Genomic DNA, 17,279 nt, shown 5'->3' with positions numbered 1-17,279 from the left:
ATGGTCTTTTTGCTGATTTAGATTCCAACCATGTCTAAATAGAGGCGATGTGAATAACTATCTGTCATCCCTGATATAAAGTCTGTTGCTAAAAGAAGACGTAAGTATAATTTTTCTACTTCACTCTTTCCTTTAGCAAAATAATGATACGAGCGTCTCTGACTTTCAGAAATGATACCAATCTTCTTCAATTCTACATAGTCTAATTGGCGATTCGTGTCATACGCAACTAAAGAAGGCACGAAACTATCTAATAAATAGGTCAACGTCGTATAGCCAGCAATTTCTAGTCTCAAAATCCCTTTATGATCATAAATTTGTTCTTCAGAAAGTTTTCGAAGGATGAAATATAAATCTTCAGCCCAAGAATTTTTGAATAAATCTTGGTTAAACGTTCCTTCCATAATTTCATCATAATGATTCACAAAATTATGACGTGCTCCATCGATTAATTTATCTCGTAAATCCACAAAGAAACGATTCACACTGAAAACTTCTTCATCGATAGTCGTTAATATTTCACGAGTATGAACGGAATGTGGTGCGTTATATGCATCATTACTCAAATTAGCTAGTAGAAATTCTCGCACATCTCTAAAAGAAATCACGCCTTTTCCAATCGCATCTTCCATATCTGCAACCAAATATGCAATGTCATCTGCTGCTTCTAAAATAAAGGTCAGTGGATGTCGATTAGTGCCTGTTCCCGTAATTTCCGTCACTGTTTTAAACGCATCTTCTTCTGAATAGAAATACCCAACTTTCTTAGAAGTTATTTCCTTTGTTTTTTTATAAGAAGAGGGGTAAGTATATTTTAAAATCGTATTTAAAGTAGCCACTGTTAAATCCAAACCTTCAAATTTTCCTTTAAAATCATGAAGTTTCGAAACAATGCGTAGGGATTGAGCATTCCCTTCAAAACGATAAAAATCATTTACATATGGACTTGATAAAAACTCATCAGCAACATCACTTCGTTCTCTCAAGATATTAGGAAGATTTTTCTTAAACCATTGACGGATAATATCTTCTCCAAAATGTCCGTACGGAGGGTTTCCTAAATCATGAACTAAACTCGCACATTCAACAATTTTCAAGACATCTTCTTGTCTATCAATCATTTCTTGACGACTGCTATCAGGTTGCTTTTTAACTTCTTCCTGTAATAGAATCACAATTTCTTTAGCCAAGGACCTCGCCACCATAGCAACTTCTAATGAGTGCGTCAGTCTCGTATGGATAAAATCAAGTCTTTCTAAAGGAAATACCTGCGTTTTATCTTGCAAACGTCTAAAAGCCGGACTCGTTACAATCCGTTTGTAATCATCATCAAACTCATTGCGGTGAGTCGCTTTTTTCCCAGAAATACGTTTTGTTGATAGTAATTTAGACCATTCCATAAATCATACCCCTTCCGTTACCTCTTACCATTATACCAAAAGTTCGTCCACCTTTGGAATTTTGCGCATTTGATTAAGATAAACTGAGATACAAATTATGAATGAAATGAAATCCGATACAGGTCCTGAGAAAATCAGTCCATCAACACCAAACAAAGTTGAAAGAAGAAGCATCACTGGAAGTAGAACAAATAATTGACGTGTAAGAGATAAAATTGCCCCTAATTTCGCTTTTCCGATTGCAGGGAAAAATGTTGTCACAATAATGGTTATCCCATTAATGAAAGTAAAGAATAAGTAAGCACGCGCATATCGAACGCCAAATTCATAATAGAGAGCGTCCCCGCTTCCAAACATTTGAATGAGTTGGAGTGGGAAAACTTCGAATAATATCCATAGTATTGTCGATAAAATTAAAGTGACTTTTAATAGCAAGTTCATCGTTTCATGGACACGTGAATATTTTTTTGCACCATAGTTAAATCCTAAAATCGGCTGTGCTCCTTGATTTAACCCAATCACAACTGCAATGAAAATAACGAAGATTTTGCTTACAACACCACCAACCGCAATCGGAATATCACTACCGTAAACTGATTGTGCCCCGTATGAACGAAGTAAGTTGTTCGATGTGATTTGGACAATGGTCGCGGAAATTTGGAAGATGAACGAGGTTAACCCAAGAGATGCAATGACTTTTACATCTTCAAATGATAATTTAAAATCGCCCTTCTCAAAATGAACCGATCTAAACCGTGGAATGTACGCTACTAATACAAGGGCAGAAACGATTTGACTGATTACCGTTGCCCAAGCAGCTCCAGCAATCCCCATATTAAATCCAAAGATAAATAACGGATCTAACACTGTATTCAGCAACGCTCCTATAATAATCGCCATCATAGAATATGTTGCTCTACCATCTGCACGAACGAGTGGATTAAACCCAATTGAAAACATAAAGAATGGAATCCCCAGCGCCGTAATACCAGCATATTCACTGGCATACCCTAAAATTTGATCGGTTGCACCAAATAAATTCAGTAAAGGTTGCAAGAACAAGAGTACAATGCTCATAATCATTAATCCAGCTGTTAAAAGTAACACAACTGCAGTTCCTGCCACTTCACGCGCATGTTTATCTTCTTTTCGCCCAAGTGCCAAGTTAAAGTTCGAGGCAGCACCAATTCCTACCATTAATCCAATCGCCATACAGATAGTCGTAATTGGAAAGGCAATATTCGTAGCCGCATTCCCTAAATATCCTACCCCTTGCCCGATAAAAATTTGGTCAACAATATTATAAAGAGCGTTCACCACATTCGCGACAATCGCCGGAATCGCCATTTTTCGAACCAGTGTACTAATTTTCTCATACCCTAACGGATTTTGTTTTTCTTCAACTACCATCAAAACTCTCCTTCTCAATCAATTGTATATATGCATAAAAAAAGTCCCTCCATCCGCGGAGAGATCTACCAATACATTTATCTTAACTTTGCAACCTAAATTTGTCAAACATCCCATCCCACTATTTCGGTTTCAGAATCCCCAGCGAGCGCTCCATAAAAAAGCAGCAACTGACGCTCCAATTTTAGCGATAACTAATTTTTCGTAAGACTCGTCTTTTTTTATCCGCATTTTGATTTATGGCGGTCTAAGAAGCATAGTTCACCTTATAAAAAATACGAATTAAATTTTAAAACTCGTTCTGAAGAATCATGCGGATTCTATAAAAGCAGTTGCATCATTATAAATTAACTGTTTTTTAAATAGACGCAGTAGATGATTGGATTAAGCTGGATCATTCATGATTTGCTTAATCCTAATCATCCTTGCGGGGGTAAGACTACGAAGGAAAATGAACTCACACCGTGAGTTCATTTTTTCTTCTGTCTTACTCCCAAGCTGAGAGACCTCGGCTCGAACCGGTATCTCATTATAGCTTTTATGAAGACATCCTCATTGATTCGAAAGAACGAGACCACAATAAAAAATACAAATTCCCTATATTTTTAAAGTAGCACTCATCCTATTCTTAAACCACCTAGCCATAAATCAAAACCTTCGGTTTTATTATTAAGCACAAAAAAGACTCGTATTGCTACGAGCCTTTGAAAAATTAGTCTTCAAGCGGGCGAGAGAAGTTTGCAATCTCGCGTTGTACGTATTCTAAGTACGCTTCGATAGACATTGATTTAGTTTCTTTAGAACCATAACGACGAACCGTTACAGTACCTTCTTCAACCTCTTTATCCCCAATTACTAATTGATAAGGAATTTTTTGAGTTTGAGATGCACGGATCTTGTACCCCATTTTTTCATTACGGTCATCAAGTTCCACACGCATTCCTAAGCGAGCCATTTTTTCTTTTAACTCACGTGCAGCATCATAATGATGTTCCACACTTACAGGAATGATTGTTGCTTGAACTGGAGCTAACCAAGTTGGGAATGCGCCTTTGTACTCTTCGATTAAGTAAGCTACGAAACGTTCTGCAGTAGATACAACTCCACGGTGGATAACTACTGGACGGTGAGTGTTATCTCCATCTTCCCCAACGTAAGTTAAGTCGAAGCGTTCTGGTAATAAGAAGTCTAATTGGATTGTAGACATTGTTTCTTCTAATCCCATTGCTGTACGGAATTGAATATCTAATTTAGGACCGTAGAATGCTGCTTCACCGATAGCTTCGAAGTATTCTAATCCCATTTCATCCATTGCTTCTTTTAACATTGTTTCTGCTTTGTTCCACATTTCATCGTCATCGAAGTATTTATGTTTATCTTCAGGATCACGATAGCTTAAACGGAAACGGTAGTCTTTAACGTTGAAGTCACTATACACTTCACGGATTAAGTCTAAGATACGTTTGAATTCGTCTTTAATTTGGTCTGGACGAACGAATGTATGTCCATCGTTAAGAGTCATTTCACGTACACGTTGTAACCCAGATAGGGCACCTGATTTTTCATAACGGTGCATCATTCCTAATTCAGCAATACGGATTGGTAATTCACGGTAGCTGTGGATGTGGTTTTTGTAAACCATCATGTGGTGAGGACAGTTCATTGGACGTAATACTAATAATTCGCCATCGCCCATATCCATTGGTGGGAACATATCTTCTTGATAGTGAGCCCAGTGACCTGAAGTTTTGTAAAGACCTACATCAGCCATAACTGGAGTATACACATGTTGGTATCCAAGACTAATTTCTTTATCCACGATATAACGTTCGATTGTACGACGAATTGTAGCTCCTTTTGGTAACCAGAATGGTAAGCCTGAACCTACTTCTTGGCTAATCATGAATAAGTCTAATTCTTTCCCTAATTTACGGTGGTCACGTTCTTTTGCTTCTTCACGCATTTTCAAGAATTCTTTTAGGTCTGCTTTATCGAAGAATGCTGTACCGTAAACACGTTGCATCATCTTATTGTTAGAGTCACCTCTCCAATAAGCTCCAGCAAGTGATAATAATTTGAAGACTTGGATACGTCCAGTTGAAGGAACGTGGATACCACGACATAAGTCAACGAAGTCTTCTTGTTGGTAAACAGTGATTGTTTCATCTTCAGGTAAACCGTTAATCAATTCTACTTTATAAGGGTCGTTTGCGAAGATTTCTAGTGCTTCCTTACGGCTTACTTCACGACGAACGATTGGGTAGTTTTCTTTAACGATTTTCATCATTTCTGCTTCCACTTCTGGAAGAGCATCTTCTGTTAATTGATTTGGCATATCCGTATCGTAGTAGAATCCTGTTTCGATTGCTGGTCCTACCCCGAAGTGAATTCCTGGGTATAAGCGAGTTAATGCGTGTGCTAATAAGTGTGCTGTTGAGTGACGTAAGATTCCTAATGCATCTTCGTGGTCTGGTGTAACGATTTCGATAGAAGCATCTTCTTCAATAGAACGGTCAAAGTCTACTAATTCTCCGTTCACTTTACCTGCTAATGCTTTTTTCGCTAAACTTTTACTAATACTTTCGGCAATTTCTTTTACTGTAATTCCTTTTGGAAACTCCTTAACGGCACCATCTGGAAAAGTAATTTTAATCATTGACATTTTCTTCCTTCTTTCCTTTTGAAAATTTTAAATCAAACAAAAAGTCCCATAGTTTACTACTGCAAACTATGGGACGTCATTCTCTACGTGGTTCCACCCAAATTCATTTGTCTCTCATTGACAAATCTTAAACGGACTAACGCTCCGATACGCCTTACTCTACTCATTTCAAGCAAGGATTCAAAAGTGGTAAAACTATTCCGGATAAAGTGTTGCACCAACCCACTTTTCTCTAAAATGTAACCAAGAGATAGTTTCTTGTCTTTTTCATCATTTTCAAAATATTTAGTTCATTAGTATTTAACCACTAATCTATTTTATTTTCAAGCATTTTAATTAAGATGGATTTCTGTGATTAATCCCATCTACAAAATATTCTTTTGCTAAGAAACGAATCCGCTCAATGAGACGTTTTGCTTTAAGAAGTTCTTGGTCTCCTTTATTTGAATGAGCAAAATGCACTTCTAACTCATCCATCGTGAAGTTCGATGTGAAGAACGTTGGTAATTCTTGCAACATACGGTGTTGTAAAATCACCATCAATACTTCATCTCTAAACCATGCACTATTCATTTCGGCACCGATATCATCTAAAACTAAAATAGGTGTGTTTTTAATCGTCATTAGTTTTGATTCAACCGAATTTGTCGCAATCGCTTGTTTAATTTCTGAACTATAAGTTGGAACATTGACTAAAGTCGTCTCAATCCCATGTTCAGACAATTCATTCGCTAATGCTCCCATCATATAAGTCTTTCCAACTCCAAAAGGCCCTGCTAAGTATAAACCTTTTTGATAATTGGCACCCTCTGGTTTGTATCCTTCGATGAATTTCAATAATTCCCCAATGACATCTTGTCGTTCTGGCGTAAGCGCCGTATCTGAGAAACGTGCTTCTGCGATATTTTTCGGCATATTAATCGAATGAATCAATCGTCTACGTTTGCGTTCTCTTTCCTGGCGAATCGCTTCTTCAGTCCGACTATAATTTACTAAAATAAAACCATTATGCACTTCAAGTGATGGTTCTAATCCTGGAGCTTTTACAGCTTGTTGATTTTTTCTTGCATCTCTTTCCATAATGAATTCTAACAACGCAGAGGTTCCTTTACGAACGGCTTGCGGATCTAATTCATTTTTTTGACGCTCTAAAAAAGATTTGACATCTTCATCAGAATAAATTTTTTCCTCGATGGCTTTTAAATTAGGAATCTTTTGATCCGCCTCTCTTTGATTTAATAATCCTTTAAAACCTTCCATTGTGGTCACCTCCATTATTGTTGTTCTTTTTGTTGACTTGTTTTTAATTTTGCAATTTGATCGGCCAAATCATTTGAAACTTGTTCTGGTTGACTCTTTTTTGGTGTAGTCGTTTGTTTTTCCCGAGCCTTGGATTCTTTCGCCCACTCTGGTAATTGCTCTTGATAACCACTATTTTTTCTGTAGTTATTCTTACCCGCATTATGCAATTGCTGTTTCCGCTTAACCTCTCTTTGTAAATCACGGTTCCTTACAGCATCTATCGCCTCTTTCGCACTTTGAATTCCTTTGGTCGCCCAGTCGTTAGCAATCGCATCTACAAAGTTCCTTGCAAGCGTCGCATGATCCAACTGAACTAGCGCATAGTGGAATAAAATATTCAACACTTCATTTGGCAAACCACTCACGGAGACAAGATCAAAAATTAATTGTCTCTCCGCTTTAGAAACATACCCTTTTTTCTGCGTCTTAATACTGGAGACAAAATCAATTGGGGATAATTCTTTTGCTGCTTGAATTAACATTCCGATTGCATCATCTTCTACCGAAGAGACTTCTTCAGACGTTTCAGATTTTTCTTTCATTTCTTCTGAGACAAAATGTTCTTCCTTTTCTCTCATTAGGTTCACCTTATTTTGGGCGGCTTCTTGACCTAATTTCAGTAAGAATTCTTCATCAATCACTTTAGTCGATAAATCTGAAGCAATCACTAGGAATTGAGCGATTTCTGATTCTGAAAATCCGTACGCTTTATACAATACATCAACGATTCTTTTGACTTCCTTCGTTAAAGAATCCAAATCAACAAATTCCGTCTTCAACAGTCCTTCAATCAGTTCCCAATCGACCTCAGATGAAAATTCCATTGGTGATTGTTGTTTTACATCCATCACCATTCTTTTTTCTTGAGAGAGATTTCTAGTATATGACTCCATATTGTAAGGAAGTCGGTACACTTCTTCAAATTGAGCGCTTGTTGAATCTCCTAAATCTCCTACGTTAGCAGCTAAAAATCTTTGCTTCAACTTTTCAAACCGATGATTCCCCACTTGATTCAATAGTAAAGTGGACAGAAGCGCATCTTTAAAAAAGAGTCTTGGAGAAGTTGGCGCTAGCAATTCCATCGTATACGTTTGAGGACGAGAAGCAGTAGGTTCCTTATGATAGGTCTTCAACAGTCCTATGCCTTCTAGTCTAGATTTTGCTAAATGAAAATCTGGCATTCCCAAGTTTGTCATGGACAGTAATTCAGAAATTGAGAATACTTCGCTCTGGTACGCAGATGGAGATAATTCACCGTATAAAGTAGCATACAAAAGTGTGGCTTCTTTTCCAATAAACGGAGCATATAATTGCATTAAAAATTGTATTTCTCTTTCAGTAATCCAAACCGGTTGAATCACTAAAATTCCGTCCATTGGTTTATATTTGGACCACGGAAATTCTTTTGACTGCATTCCTTCAATTCCTTTCTTTAATCTTTATTGTCCATTTCAAAAGACATGCGTTCTAATTCTTTTAAGAACATTTTTCGGTCTGTAAACTGACGATACACACTAGCAAAACGAATATAAGCAATATCGTCAATTTTAGATAAATGATCCATGACCATTTCTCCAATTAAAGTGCTGGATACTTCATTTTCCCCTTCTTGATTAATCGAACGCTCAATTTCATTGACAATGGTTTCTAACTGTCCCAATGATACAGGACGTTTTTCAGCTGAACGAACTAATCCATTTAATAATTTTTCACGACTAAATTCTTCACGATTGCCATTTCTTTTGATGACAAGTAATGGTGCTTTTTCTAAACGTTCAAAAGTCGTAAAGCGGTAGCCACATTCTTCACACTCTCTTCTTCTACGAATCGAACGTCCATCATCTGCCGGACGACTATCTACTACACGAGAACCATTATTTTTACATTTTGGACATTGCATAAAAAACACCTCTCCTTTTTGTGCTTATTAGATTAATTATATCATTTTTGTCGGAAATTTTCGAGTAGCCACTGATGAACTCTAGCTTCTAATTCTTCAATGGACCCTTCATTAGTCCAAACGATATCCGCCTTTTGAACCTTTTCTTCTAAAGACATTTGAGATTCGATTCTCTTTAGAGCTTCCTCTTTAGATAATCCATCGCGATTTTTTAGGCGTTGAATCTGAGTTTCTACTGAAACAGCCACTACGATTATGTCATCACAGAGAGTCTCATAATGCATCTCAAATAACAGCGGAATATCTAAAATAAGGAGCGGGGTGTTTTGTTTTTTCGCCTCTTGTATTTGAAGTTCAATTTCCGTTCTAATCAGAGGTTGAAGCAAATCGTTGACCTCTTTCAAAACGGAAGCATCACTGAACATTTTTCTGCCTAATTGCGTTCGATCTAATGAACCATCATTTAGTAAAATAGAATTTCCGAATCGTTTTGTAAGAGACATCAGTCCTACTGAATCTTTTTCAACAACTTTTCTTGCGACGACATCTGCATCGATAATCGGAATGCCCGCGTTCTTGAATATATTCGAAACGGTTGATTTGCCGCTAGCAATCCCGCCTGTTAATCCAATAACTCTCATCTTTTTCCTCCAACACTTCTTGTAAGACCTATGTTAGTTCAAAACCGATATTGTCGCAAGTTCTTTTTACATCCATCACCCAAAAACATACAAAAATACCGCACCCTCAATATGAGAATGCGGTAAGTCGATTATAGACGTTCGTTTAATTCTTTTGCTAAGTCTTCGAAACCTGGTTTTCCAAGTAAAGCAAACATGTTTTTCTTGTATGCTTCTACCCCTGGTTGGTCAAATGGGTTAACGCCATTTAAGTAACCTGAAAGACCTACTGCGATTTCGAAGAAGTAGATTAAGTGTCCTAATGTGTAAGCTGACATATCAGGAATGTTCACTACAAAGTTTGGAACTTGACCATCTGTATGAGCAAGTAATGTTCCTTGGAAAGCTTTTGTATTTACAAAGTCCATTGTTTTACCTTGTAAGTATCCTAATCCATCTAAATCTTCTTCTGTTTCAGGAATTGTTACTTCTTCATTTGGTTTACCCACTTTGATAACTGTTTCGAAGATGTTACGACGACCTTCTTGGATGTATTGTCCTAGTGAGTGTAAGTCAGTTGAGAAGTTTGCGCTTGAAGGATAAATTCCTTTGAAGTCTTTCCCTTCTGATTCACCAAATAATTGTTTCCACCATTCAGAGAAGTATTGTAATGTTGGTTCGTAGTTAATGAGTAACTCTGTCACTTTTCCTTTACGGTATAACACATTACGTGCTACAGCGTATTGGTAAGCTTCGTTTTCTTTTAAGTTTGATGAGCTGTATGCCACACGTGCATCTTCAGCCCCTTGCATTAATGCATCTACATCTGCACCTGTAACTGCGATTGGAAGTAATCCTACAGCTGTTAATACTGTGAAACGTCCACCGACATCATCTGGAATCACAAATGTTTGGTATCCTTCCACATCTGCTTCAGATTTTAATGCTCCACGAGCGCGGTCAGTTGTAGCGTAAATACGATTTACAGCTTCTTCTTTACCATATTTTTTAATTAATAAATCTTTGAATACACGGAAAGCAATCGCTGGTTCTGTTGTTGTACCAGATTTAGAAATCACGTTCACAGAGAAATCACGGTCTCCGATTAAGTCGATTAAGCCTTGTAAGTAAGTTGAGCTAATGCTGTTTCCTGCAAATAATACTTGAGGAGTTTTACGTTTATCGCTTGGTAAGTAGTTATAGAAAGCGTGGTTTAAGAAATCAATCGCTGCACGCGCTCCTAAATATGAACCACCGATACCGATTACCACTAATACTTCAGATTCTTCTTGAATCTTTTTAGCAGCTGCTTTAATACGAGCAAATTCTTCTTTGTCATAGTCGCGAGGTAAGTTAATCCAACCTGTAAAGTCGTTTCCTGCTCCTAATCCTTCTCTCAAGTCTTTATCTAATGCAGTCACAGTAGATTGCAAGTGATCGATTTCTTCTTGATTAAAGAAACCTAATGCTTTTGAATAATCAAATGAAATATGTCCCATTTGAATGCCTCCTTAAAATTTTTAATATTCGTCAAATAGATTGTTTAGAAAGCGAATCTATTAACTCTTATTTTTATCTTTTACAAATTTTTCTTGAGCTTCTTCGATCCATATTGGTAGTTTCTTGGCTAAGCTAGAAAAACCAATCGATGGAGTGTAACGTTTGCGATTTTTCTTAATGCGCTGTGGAAAGTCCGGTACATCTAATTTTTCAAGTGCTCGAATCGATAAACTAATCTTATTTGAGAATTCATCAACGTCAATGACTTTCGCTGTCACTTCCTGTCCTACTTTCACAAAATCATGCACATTATCCATATATCCATGCTTACACTCAGAAATATGAATCAATCCTTGCGTATCTTCGTCTAGCTCTAAGAAAACTCCGTAATTTTGTACACCTGTTACTTTTGCAGTAACGATGTCACCAATTCTAAAAGTTTTACTCATAGGACCCCCCTACGCGTTTACTTCCATGGATTCAATCACTACATCTTCAAGTGGACGATCTTGTCCATTTCTTTTAACGCCTTCGATATCAAGAACAACGTCCATTCCTTCAACAACGCGTCCAAATACAGTATGACGATGATCTAACCATGGTGTACCACCAATTTTAGCATATTCTTCAACGATTTCTTCAGGCCAGCCGCCATCTTTTAATTGTTTTAACATTTGAGCGGGTACTTGTTTTGCTGTAACGATGAAAAATTGTGACCCATTTGTATTTGGACCCGCATTCGCCATTGAAAGGGCTCCATACAAGTTAAACGCTTCTCTTGAAAATTCATCCTCAAAAGTACGGCCATAAATCGACTCGCCACCCATCCCTGTACCAGTTGGGTCTCCGCCTTGAATCATGAAATCTTCAATAACACGGTGGAAAATCACTCCGTTATAATAACCATTTTTAGCGTGTGTCACAAAGTTTTCTACTGTTTTAGGTGCAATTTCAGGGAATAATTCCAATTTGAAATCTCCATGATTTGTATGCACCGTTACAAGTGGATTACTTGTATTTAATTCATTTAGTTGTGGAAATTGACTCATTCTTCCATCTCCTTTTACTTCTTAATGATGAATTGCTCATCTAACCTCTTCTATTAAACCACAAAAGCCAAACAGGTGCAATTTAGCCTTTCTACAAAACTTAAGAAAAAAATCATTTCATTCTATAAATTTTCTTTAGTGATTTTGATGAATTCATGGTATAGTAGATTAGTATAAAAAAAGAAAGAGTGTAGTTGAATGACAATATTTCAGAATTATCCATTAGTCGCTTCTATTTGTTCGATTCTGTTTGCACAATTTGTTAAATTTCCTATTGCCTATTTTTCAAAGAAACCAGATGCTCATGTTTCTTTAGTAACGAGTACTGGTGGAATGCCTAGCTCTCATTCTGCAGCAGTTAGTTCTTTGATTACTGCTCTAATTATCGAATATGGATTCACTTCTCCTTTAGTAGCTATTGCCACTACTTTTGGCTTAATCGTGATGTTCGATGCAATGGCGGTAAGACGACAAAGCGGTGAACAAGGGATTTTATTGCAAAAATTATATGAAGAACAATTACGAGAAGAATCTAGTGCACTAAAGCATGTTGAAATTGAATCGGAAGATGATCCCATCAATATTTTCGATACGGAAGAAAATAAAAAATTAATCATTAAAAAGTATTTAGGTCACAAACCAGTAGAGGTCTTTGCCGGAGTATTAACAGGAATTATAATGGCCTTTATTTTAAGAATGTTTTATTAATCGGAGGTACAAAGTGACTCAAGAGATTGTTGATATTATTATTATCGGCGGTGGGCCTGTCGGGCTTTTCACCGCTTTTTACGCTGGTCTACGCCAAGCTTCTGTTAAAATTATAGAGAGTTTACCAGAATTAGGCGGTCAACCATGGATGTTATATCCTGAAAAAAAAATCTACGACATCCCTGCTTTTCCTGAAATCCAAGCAGGAGCATTAATTGAAAACTTATTAGCACAATTAGAAAGATTCCCAAGTACTCAGTACTGTTTAGAAGAAGAAGCTTTAGAATTAAACAAAACTGAGTTTGGATATGAAGTGATTACTTCAAAACAAACCCATTTAGCAAAAACGGTAATTATTGCTTGCGGAAACGGAGCCTTTCGACCAAGAAAACTAGAAATTGACGAAGCTTCACATTACGAAGGTAAAAATTTACATTATTTTGTCAATAACCTAGAACGCTTTAGAGACCATACTGTTGCTATCTGTGGAGGTGGAGACTCTGCTGTAGACTGGGCGCTTGCCTTAGAACCCATCGCAAAAAAGGTTTCTATCATTCATCGTCGCCCTCAGTTTCGAGCGCAAGAACATAGCGTAAAACAACTAGAAGAATCAAGCGTTGAAATCTTAACCCCTTATCTTCCTGAGCAAATAATCGGAAATGGTGAGAAAATTCAATCCGTTGTACTAAAACACGCTAAAGGCGAAGATCAAATCGAAATTCCTGTTGACGATTTCATTGTGAACTACGGCTTCTCTTCTTCTATCGGGGGCATGAAAAACTGGGGATTTGATGTTCAAAGAAACTGTATTGTGACAAATAGCCAAATGGAAACCACACTTCCTGGTGTCTTTGCTGTTGGAGATATCGCAACATATGATGGCAAAGTAAAAATCATCGCTACTGGATTTGGTGAAGCGCCTGTTGCCATTAATGCTGCGATGACGTATGTGAACCCAAATAGTCGACCAAGCACGATTCACAGTTCATCCATGTTCTAACCGTTTACAAATTTTCAAAAAAACGCTCAATTCATTTGGGCGTTTTTCTTTTTTGTGTTAAAATAAAAAGCTACTCTTTTTAAAAGGGTTTCATAATTAATAAAAAGGAGGATTTTTATGAAAAGCCCAAAAGAATTACACGAACGTTCTTTAGAATTGTTATCTGAACGTGGTGTAGACATAGAACAAATTGCTGATTTAGTTTATTTCTTACAAGAAAAATATGTACCAGGTTTGACAAAGGAAGAATGCCTAAGTAATGTTCTCAGTGTTTTAAAGAAACGTGAAGTACAAAATGCTGTCATTACCGGAATTGAAATGGATAAACTTGCTGAGGAAAAGAAATTACATCCATTATTAAACGATGTCTTATCTGAAGACGAGCCTCTATATGGGGTCGATGAAATCTTAGCGTTATCGATTGTGAACGTATATGGTTCTATCGGATTTACAAACTATGGTTATATCGACAAAGTAAAACCAGGAATTCTTAAAAACTTAGATGATAAATCAACTGGTAAAGTAAACATCTTCTTAGACGACTTAGTAGGAGCTATCGCGGCCGCTGCAGCAAGCCGTCTAGCACACAGCATTCCAGCAAAAGAAGAATTAGACTAATCAAGCAAAAAGGATGAAGCGTTATGCTTCATCCTTTTCTATAAAAATAGAGTGATACCGTATACGGTATCACTCTATTTTTATTCTCCTAAAACGAGTCCAGCAAATTCTTCTGCAGTGACTGCGCCAAAGTAGTTTCTTAAATCGATGGCACTTAAGACTTCTACTAAGTCCTCTTTCACCATACGAACGCCTTTTAGTTTTTCTTCGACTTCTTGAACATTTCCTTTAGCGAAGAAATCTCCGTAAATACGGCAATTTGAAATTCGCCCTTGTTCTACTTCTAGGTAGCATTGAATCGTTCCGCATGCAAAACGGCCATCACGGTAATCACTATATTGAGGAGATTGGCCATAATTCCATTCCCAGTTTTTATACTTAGAAGCTGTGAGTTCATCGATTTCTTTCCAATCTTCCTCGGTTAATACATAACGTTTCGCTTCATCAATCGAATTAATTCCTAAAATCTTACAAGTGATTAAGTTTTTGAACTCATCTACCGTCACGTTTTGATACTCTGGAGCAAGATATGGGCGAATACTTCCGACACGCGCACGTACAGATTGAATCCCTTTAGATTGTAATTTCTTCTTATTTGGGTTCAAGACTTTTTCCATCGCATCATAGTCCACGTCTAATAAGAGCGAGAAACCACCGTATACACGACCATTACTAATCGTCATCGCAGCACCAGATACTTTTTTGCCTTCAATCGTTAAGTCGTTACGACCTGTTTGTTCGACAGCTGTTGCGCCGAGTTCGTGTAAGGCTTTAATTGCTGGTTCATACGTTCTCTTGAAATCCCCGAAGATTCCATTATCTTGAATTAAATAGCATATATTCACTGCACCAGAGTCCACATATACAGCACCGCCACCAGTGTCACGGCGAACAACAAGAATATTGTTTTCTTTTAAATACTCCTCGTTCACTTCGGCAATTGTATTTTGGAATTTTCCAATTTCTACTTTAGGATCACAGTAATATGGGAACAAAATATCATCATCTAAGAAAACATTATTTTGTACATACACTTGCATCGCAAGCGCTACTGCTCCATCTTTTACATATTTTCCGTCACGGATTGGTTCGATTAAATACATCGTTTATTCTCCTTTAAGCTCTTGATAGGTCCCATGGATTAATGAGGCAATGTTTTCTGACAATTGTACGGTTTGCTCTCTTAGCGCCAGGGGAATGCGGTAATGCTTATGATTCATACTTACAAACAAGGCATTTGGATTAGCTTGTACACATTTTTGGAAAGGCGTTTTGATAAATTGCGGCGTTGTAAAACCCACTCCGATTTCTAAAAAGAGCACCTTATCGTTTTTATGTTCTTCTAAAAACGCATCATAGCGTGCCTTTTGTTCAAAGAAATCTGCTGACTCCACCATTCCTTTTTCAGCGTTACGCTTATTAATTTCAAGCGGTGCTCCGCATTCTGGACAGAACGGAATCAGTTCATATGGAACCTTCATATCCTTTTGTTCTGCAATCATCTTGCGAACTAATGCATCATCTTGATAGGTTTTTGGATGACAGTGCTGGCTACATTGGAAAAGCCCATACTCTCCTTGAATATGATAAACCTTCTCTTTGTCATACCCGGCTACCCAAAACGCATTATCGGCATTCGTTGTGATGATGTGATATGGTTTTGTTTTGAGCATTTCTAATAGTTCAACATATGATTGTCCCACAGGTTGATCCAAGTAGTTGAGCGCGATAAAACGACTTTGAAACGCCCAATACTCTTCCCAACTTGGAAAATGAAATAGACTCGCCTGTAACATATCTAAAAATTGATACTTCTCGATAAAATCAGGAAAAGCGTCTTCGAATCTACTGCCAATGTAGGTGAATCCATCTGCTGCCGACATCCCAGCACCGATACCAACCACAATAGCATCCGCTTCCTGGAATAAATCCGCCAGTAGACTAGCTTCAGTCGTTCTTTCTTTTTGTAATGCATTCCATTTCGTCATTCTACTGTTCTCCTGATAATAATTTCTGATAAATCGATTGGTCTTCCTTGGTATAGGTTGAAAAGACAACGGTCATTGTTGAAGACGTGTCCTGCAACCACTTGTTCACGGTATCCATGGCAATACGCGCAGCAGGTTCTTTTGGAAATCCAAACTCTCCTGTTGAAATCCCGCAAAAAGCAATCGATGTAAGTCCGGCTTCTCTTGCGGCTTCCAGACAACTCTTGTAACAACCCGCAAGTAATTGTTCACGAAGCGGCGTTACTTTTTTCCCTGGAGGCAAGAAGGGGCCTACTGTATGGATGATGTACTTCGATGGCAAGTTAAATGCTGGAGTGATTTTTGCTTTTCCAACAGGCTCCTTCTTCCCTTGTTCCTCCATTAAATGATGACAAAAGGAGCGAAGTTGAATGCCTGAAAAAGTGTGAATGGCATTATCGATACAGCGGTGGTTTGGAATAAAACATCCTAGCATCTCACTATTCGCCGCATTCACAATCGCATCGACTTTCAGTTCACATAAATCCCCATAATAGAGTTTGATTTGATCATTTGGTGTTGATAGGCAATCTGCTAATGTCTGCACTCTTGGAGCATGGTATTCTTGTAAATACTCATTCTCAAAAGTGACATATTCTGCAGGCGACCCTTTAGGTTGCCTTACATTTACAAACCCTCGCCAAAGTGTCTTCAACTCTTCTACCGTTTTCCCTTCAACTTCAAGGGATTCTCCTGCTTCCTGCGCCAAAAACTCAATCATTTTCCTGAGCAACTGCTCTTCTTTATGATTATTCATCTTCTAATGCCAAGAATGCTGCTTCATCAACGTCCGTTAATGTCACTAACCAGTGTTCTTCTGGTTTTTCAGAGTTTAATAATTTAGGATCTTCTGTTGCGGCTAAGTTTCTAGCTACGACTTTCCCTGCCAGTGGAGTCACAATGGACATCACTGTTTTACTTGCTTCTAAGCTTAAGATTTCGTCTTCAGCTTCTAATTGGTCATCCATGTTAAATTGAACGAAACCAATCGTACCGACATCATCTTGAAGTTCTGGAGTCATACGAATTGTGTAGTTTTCTCCTTCTTTATCAATCCATAAAAAGTTTGCAAATTTTCTCATG

17 protein-coding genes and 1 other annotated feature are annotated in these 17,279 nt (G+C 37.6%); of the genes, 3 read left to right on the top strand and 14 right to left on the bottom strand.

The features are described from left to right. Window positions 1-17 precede the first annotated feature (17 nt). The 10 genes from HMPREF3103_RS05475 to HMPREF3103_RS05430 form a co-directional block, all read right to left on the bottom strand. Window positions 18-1,400: a deoxyguanosinetriphosphate triphosphohydrolase gene (locus tag HMPREF3103_RS05475; protein ID WP_049555020.1), complete on the bottom strand. Its 1,383-nt coding sequence runs from the start codon at window positions 1,398-1,400 to the stop codon at window positions 18-20. 30 nt (window positions 1,401-1,430) lie between these two features. Then, window positions 1,431-2,810 (bottom strand): MATE family efflux transporter, encoded by a 1,380-nt coding sequence (locus HMPREF3103_RS05470; protein ID WP_070438037.1) that lies wholly within the window; start codon window positions 2,808-2,810, stop codon window positions 1,431-1,433. Between the two features lie 712 nt (window positions 2,811-3,522). After that, complete coding sequence (gene thrS / locus HMPREF3103_RS05465; protein ID WP_070438313.1) at window positions 3,523-5,466, bottom strand: threonine--tRNA ligase; 1,944 nt, start codon at window positions 5,464-5,466, stop codon at window positions 3,523-3,525. 72 nt (window positions 5,467-5,538) lie between these two features. Further along, window positions 5,539-5,752 (bottom strand) — a binding site (T-box leader). A 56-nt stretch (window positions 5,753-5,808) separates the two neighbouring features. After that, entirely contained in the window at window positions 5,809-6,732 is a 924-nt protein-coding gene (dnaI, locus tag HMPREF3103_RS05460; protein ID WP_168132828.1) for a primosomal protein DnaI, read from the bottom strand. A gap of 14 nt (window positions 6,733-6,746) precedes the next feature. Next, window positions 6,747-8,189 carry a DnaD domain protein gene (locus HMPREF3103_RS05455; protein WP_070438031.1) on the bottom strand — a complete coding sequence of 481 codons (1,443 nt, stop codon included), beginning with the start codon at window positions 8,187-8,189 and terminating at the stop codon, window positions 6,747-6,749. 17 nt (window positions 8,190-8,206) lie between these two features. After that, window positions 8,207-8,674: a transcriptional regulator NrdR gene (gene nrdR, locus HMPREF3103_RS05450; RefSeq protein ID WP_005606839.1), complete on the bottom strand. Its 468-nt coding sequence runs from the start codon at window positions 8,672-8,674 to the stop codon at window positions 8,207-8,209. A 41-nt stretch (window positions 8,675-8,715) separates the two neighbouring features. Next, entirely contained in the window at window positions 8,716-9,315 is a 600-nt protein-coding gene (coaE, locus tag HMPREF3103_RS05445) for a dephospho-CoA kinase (RefSeq protein ID WP_070438029.1), read from the bottom strand. A 131-nt stretch (window positions 9,316-9,446) separates the two neighbouring features. Beyond that, the gene (locus HMPREF3103_RS05440) at window positions 9,447-10,793 is read right to left on the bottom strand and encodes a glucose-6-phosphate isomerase (RefSeq protein ID WP_070438026.1); all 1,347 of its coding nucleotides are present in this window, start codon (window positions 10,791-10,793) and stop codon (window positions 9,447-9,449) included. 60 nt (window positions 10,794-10,853) lie between these two features. After that, window positions 10,854-11,243: a CvfD/Ygs/GSP13 family RNA-binding post-transcriptional regulator gene (locus tag HMPREF3103_RS05435; RefSeq protein ID WP_070438024.1), complete on the bottom strand. Its 390-nt coding sequence runs from the start codon at window positions 11,241-11,243 to the stop codon at window positions 10,854-10,856. Between the two features lie 9 nt (window positions 11,244-11,252). Next, entirely contained in the window at window positions 11,253-11,843 is a 591-nt protein-coding gene (locus tag HMPREF3103_RS05430; protein ID WP_070438022.1) for a peptidylprolyl isomerase, read from the bottom strand. Between the two features lie 198 nt (window positions 11,844-12,041). On the opposite strand from HMPREF3103_RS05430, the gene HMPREF3103_RS05425 reads away from it, so the two are divergent. The 3 genes from HMPREF3103_RS05425 (at window position 12,042) to HMPREF3103_RS05415 (ending at window position 14,169) form a co-directional block, all read left to right on the top strand. Next, window positions 12,042-12,551 carry a divergent PAP2 family protein gene (locus tag HMPREF3103_RS05425; protein WP_005606846.1) on the top strand — a complete coding sequence of 170 codons (510 nt, stop codon included), beginning with the start codon at window positions 12,042-12,044 and terminating at the stop codon, window positions 12,549-12,551. Window positions 12,552-12,564: 13 nt separating this feature from the next. Next, a complete protein-coding gene (locus HMPREF3103_RS05420; protein WP_070438020.1) occupies window positions 12,565-13,551 on the top strand; it encodes an NAD(P)/FAD-dependent oxidoreductase in 987 nt (328 codons plus the stop codon). A gap of 117 nt (window positions 13,552-13,668) precedes the next feature. Then, window positions 13,669-14,169 (top strand): phosphatidylglycerophosphatase A family protein, encoded by a 501-nt coding sequence (locus tag HMPREF3103_RS05415; protein WP_070438018.1) that lies wholly within the window; start codon window positions 13,669-13,671, stop codon window positions 14,167-14,169. Between the two features lie 80 nt (window positions 14,170-14,249). On the opposite strand, the gene HMPREF3103_RS05410 is transcribed toward HMPREF3103_RS05415, so the two are convergent. Genes HMPREF3103_RS05410 through HMPREF3103_RS05395 form a run of 4 tightly spaced genes read right to left on the bottom strand, consistent with a single transcriptional unit; the run spans window position 14,250 to window position 17,278 of the window. Further along, the gene (locus tag HMPREF3103_RS05410) at window positions 14,250-15,272 is read right to left on the bottom strand and encodes a lipoate--protein ligase (protein WP_070438016.1); all 1,023 of its coding nucleotides are present in this window, start codon (window positions 15,270-15,272) and stop codon (window positions 14,250-14,252) included. A gap of 3 nt (window positions 15,273-15,275) precedes the next feature. Continuing rightward, the gene (locus HMPREF3103_RS05405; protein WP_070438014.1) at window positions 15,276-16,157 is read right to left on the bottom strand and encodes an SIR2 family NAD-dependent protein deacylase; all 882 of its coding nucleotides are present in this window, start codon (window positions 16,155-16,157) and stop codon (window positions 15,276-15,278) included. A gap of 1 nt (window position 16,158) precedes the next feature. Further along, the gene (locus HMPREF3103_RS05400; RefSeq protein WP_070438011.1) at window positions 16,159-16,953 is read right to left on the bottom strand and encodes a protein-ADP-ribose hydrolase; all 795 of its coding nucleotides are present in this window, start codon (window positions 16,951-16,953) and stop codon (window positions 16,159-16,161) included. Further along, entirely contained in the window at window positions 16,946-17,278 is a 333-nt protein-coding gene (locus tag HMPREF3103_RS05395; RefSeq protein ID WP_039849108.1) for a glycine cleavage system H family protein, read from the bottom strand. Before HMPREF3103_RS05395 ends, HMPREF3103_RS05400 begins: the two co-directional genes overlap by 8 nt. Between the last annotated feature and the right edge of the window lies 1 nt (window position 17,279).

The organism is Granulicatella sp. HMSC30F09 (assembly GCF_001806915.1).
GTDB classification, from domain to species: domain Bacteria; phylum Bacillota; class Bacilli; order Lactobacillales; family Aerococcaceae; genus Granulicatella; species Granulicatella adiacens.
The sequence above is the reverse complement of the archived record's forward strand: the minus strand, read 5'-3'. Positions and strand labels throughout refer to the sequence as shown.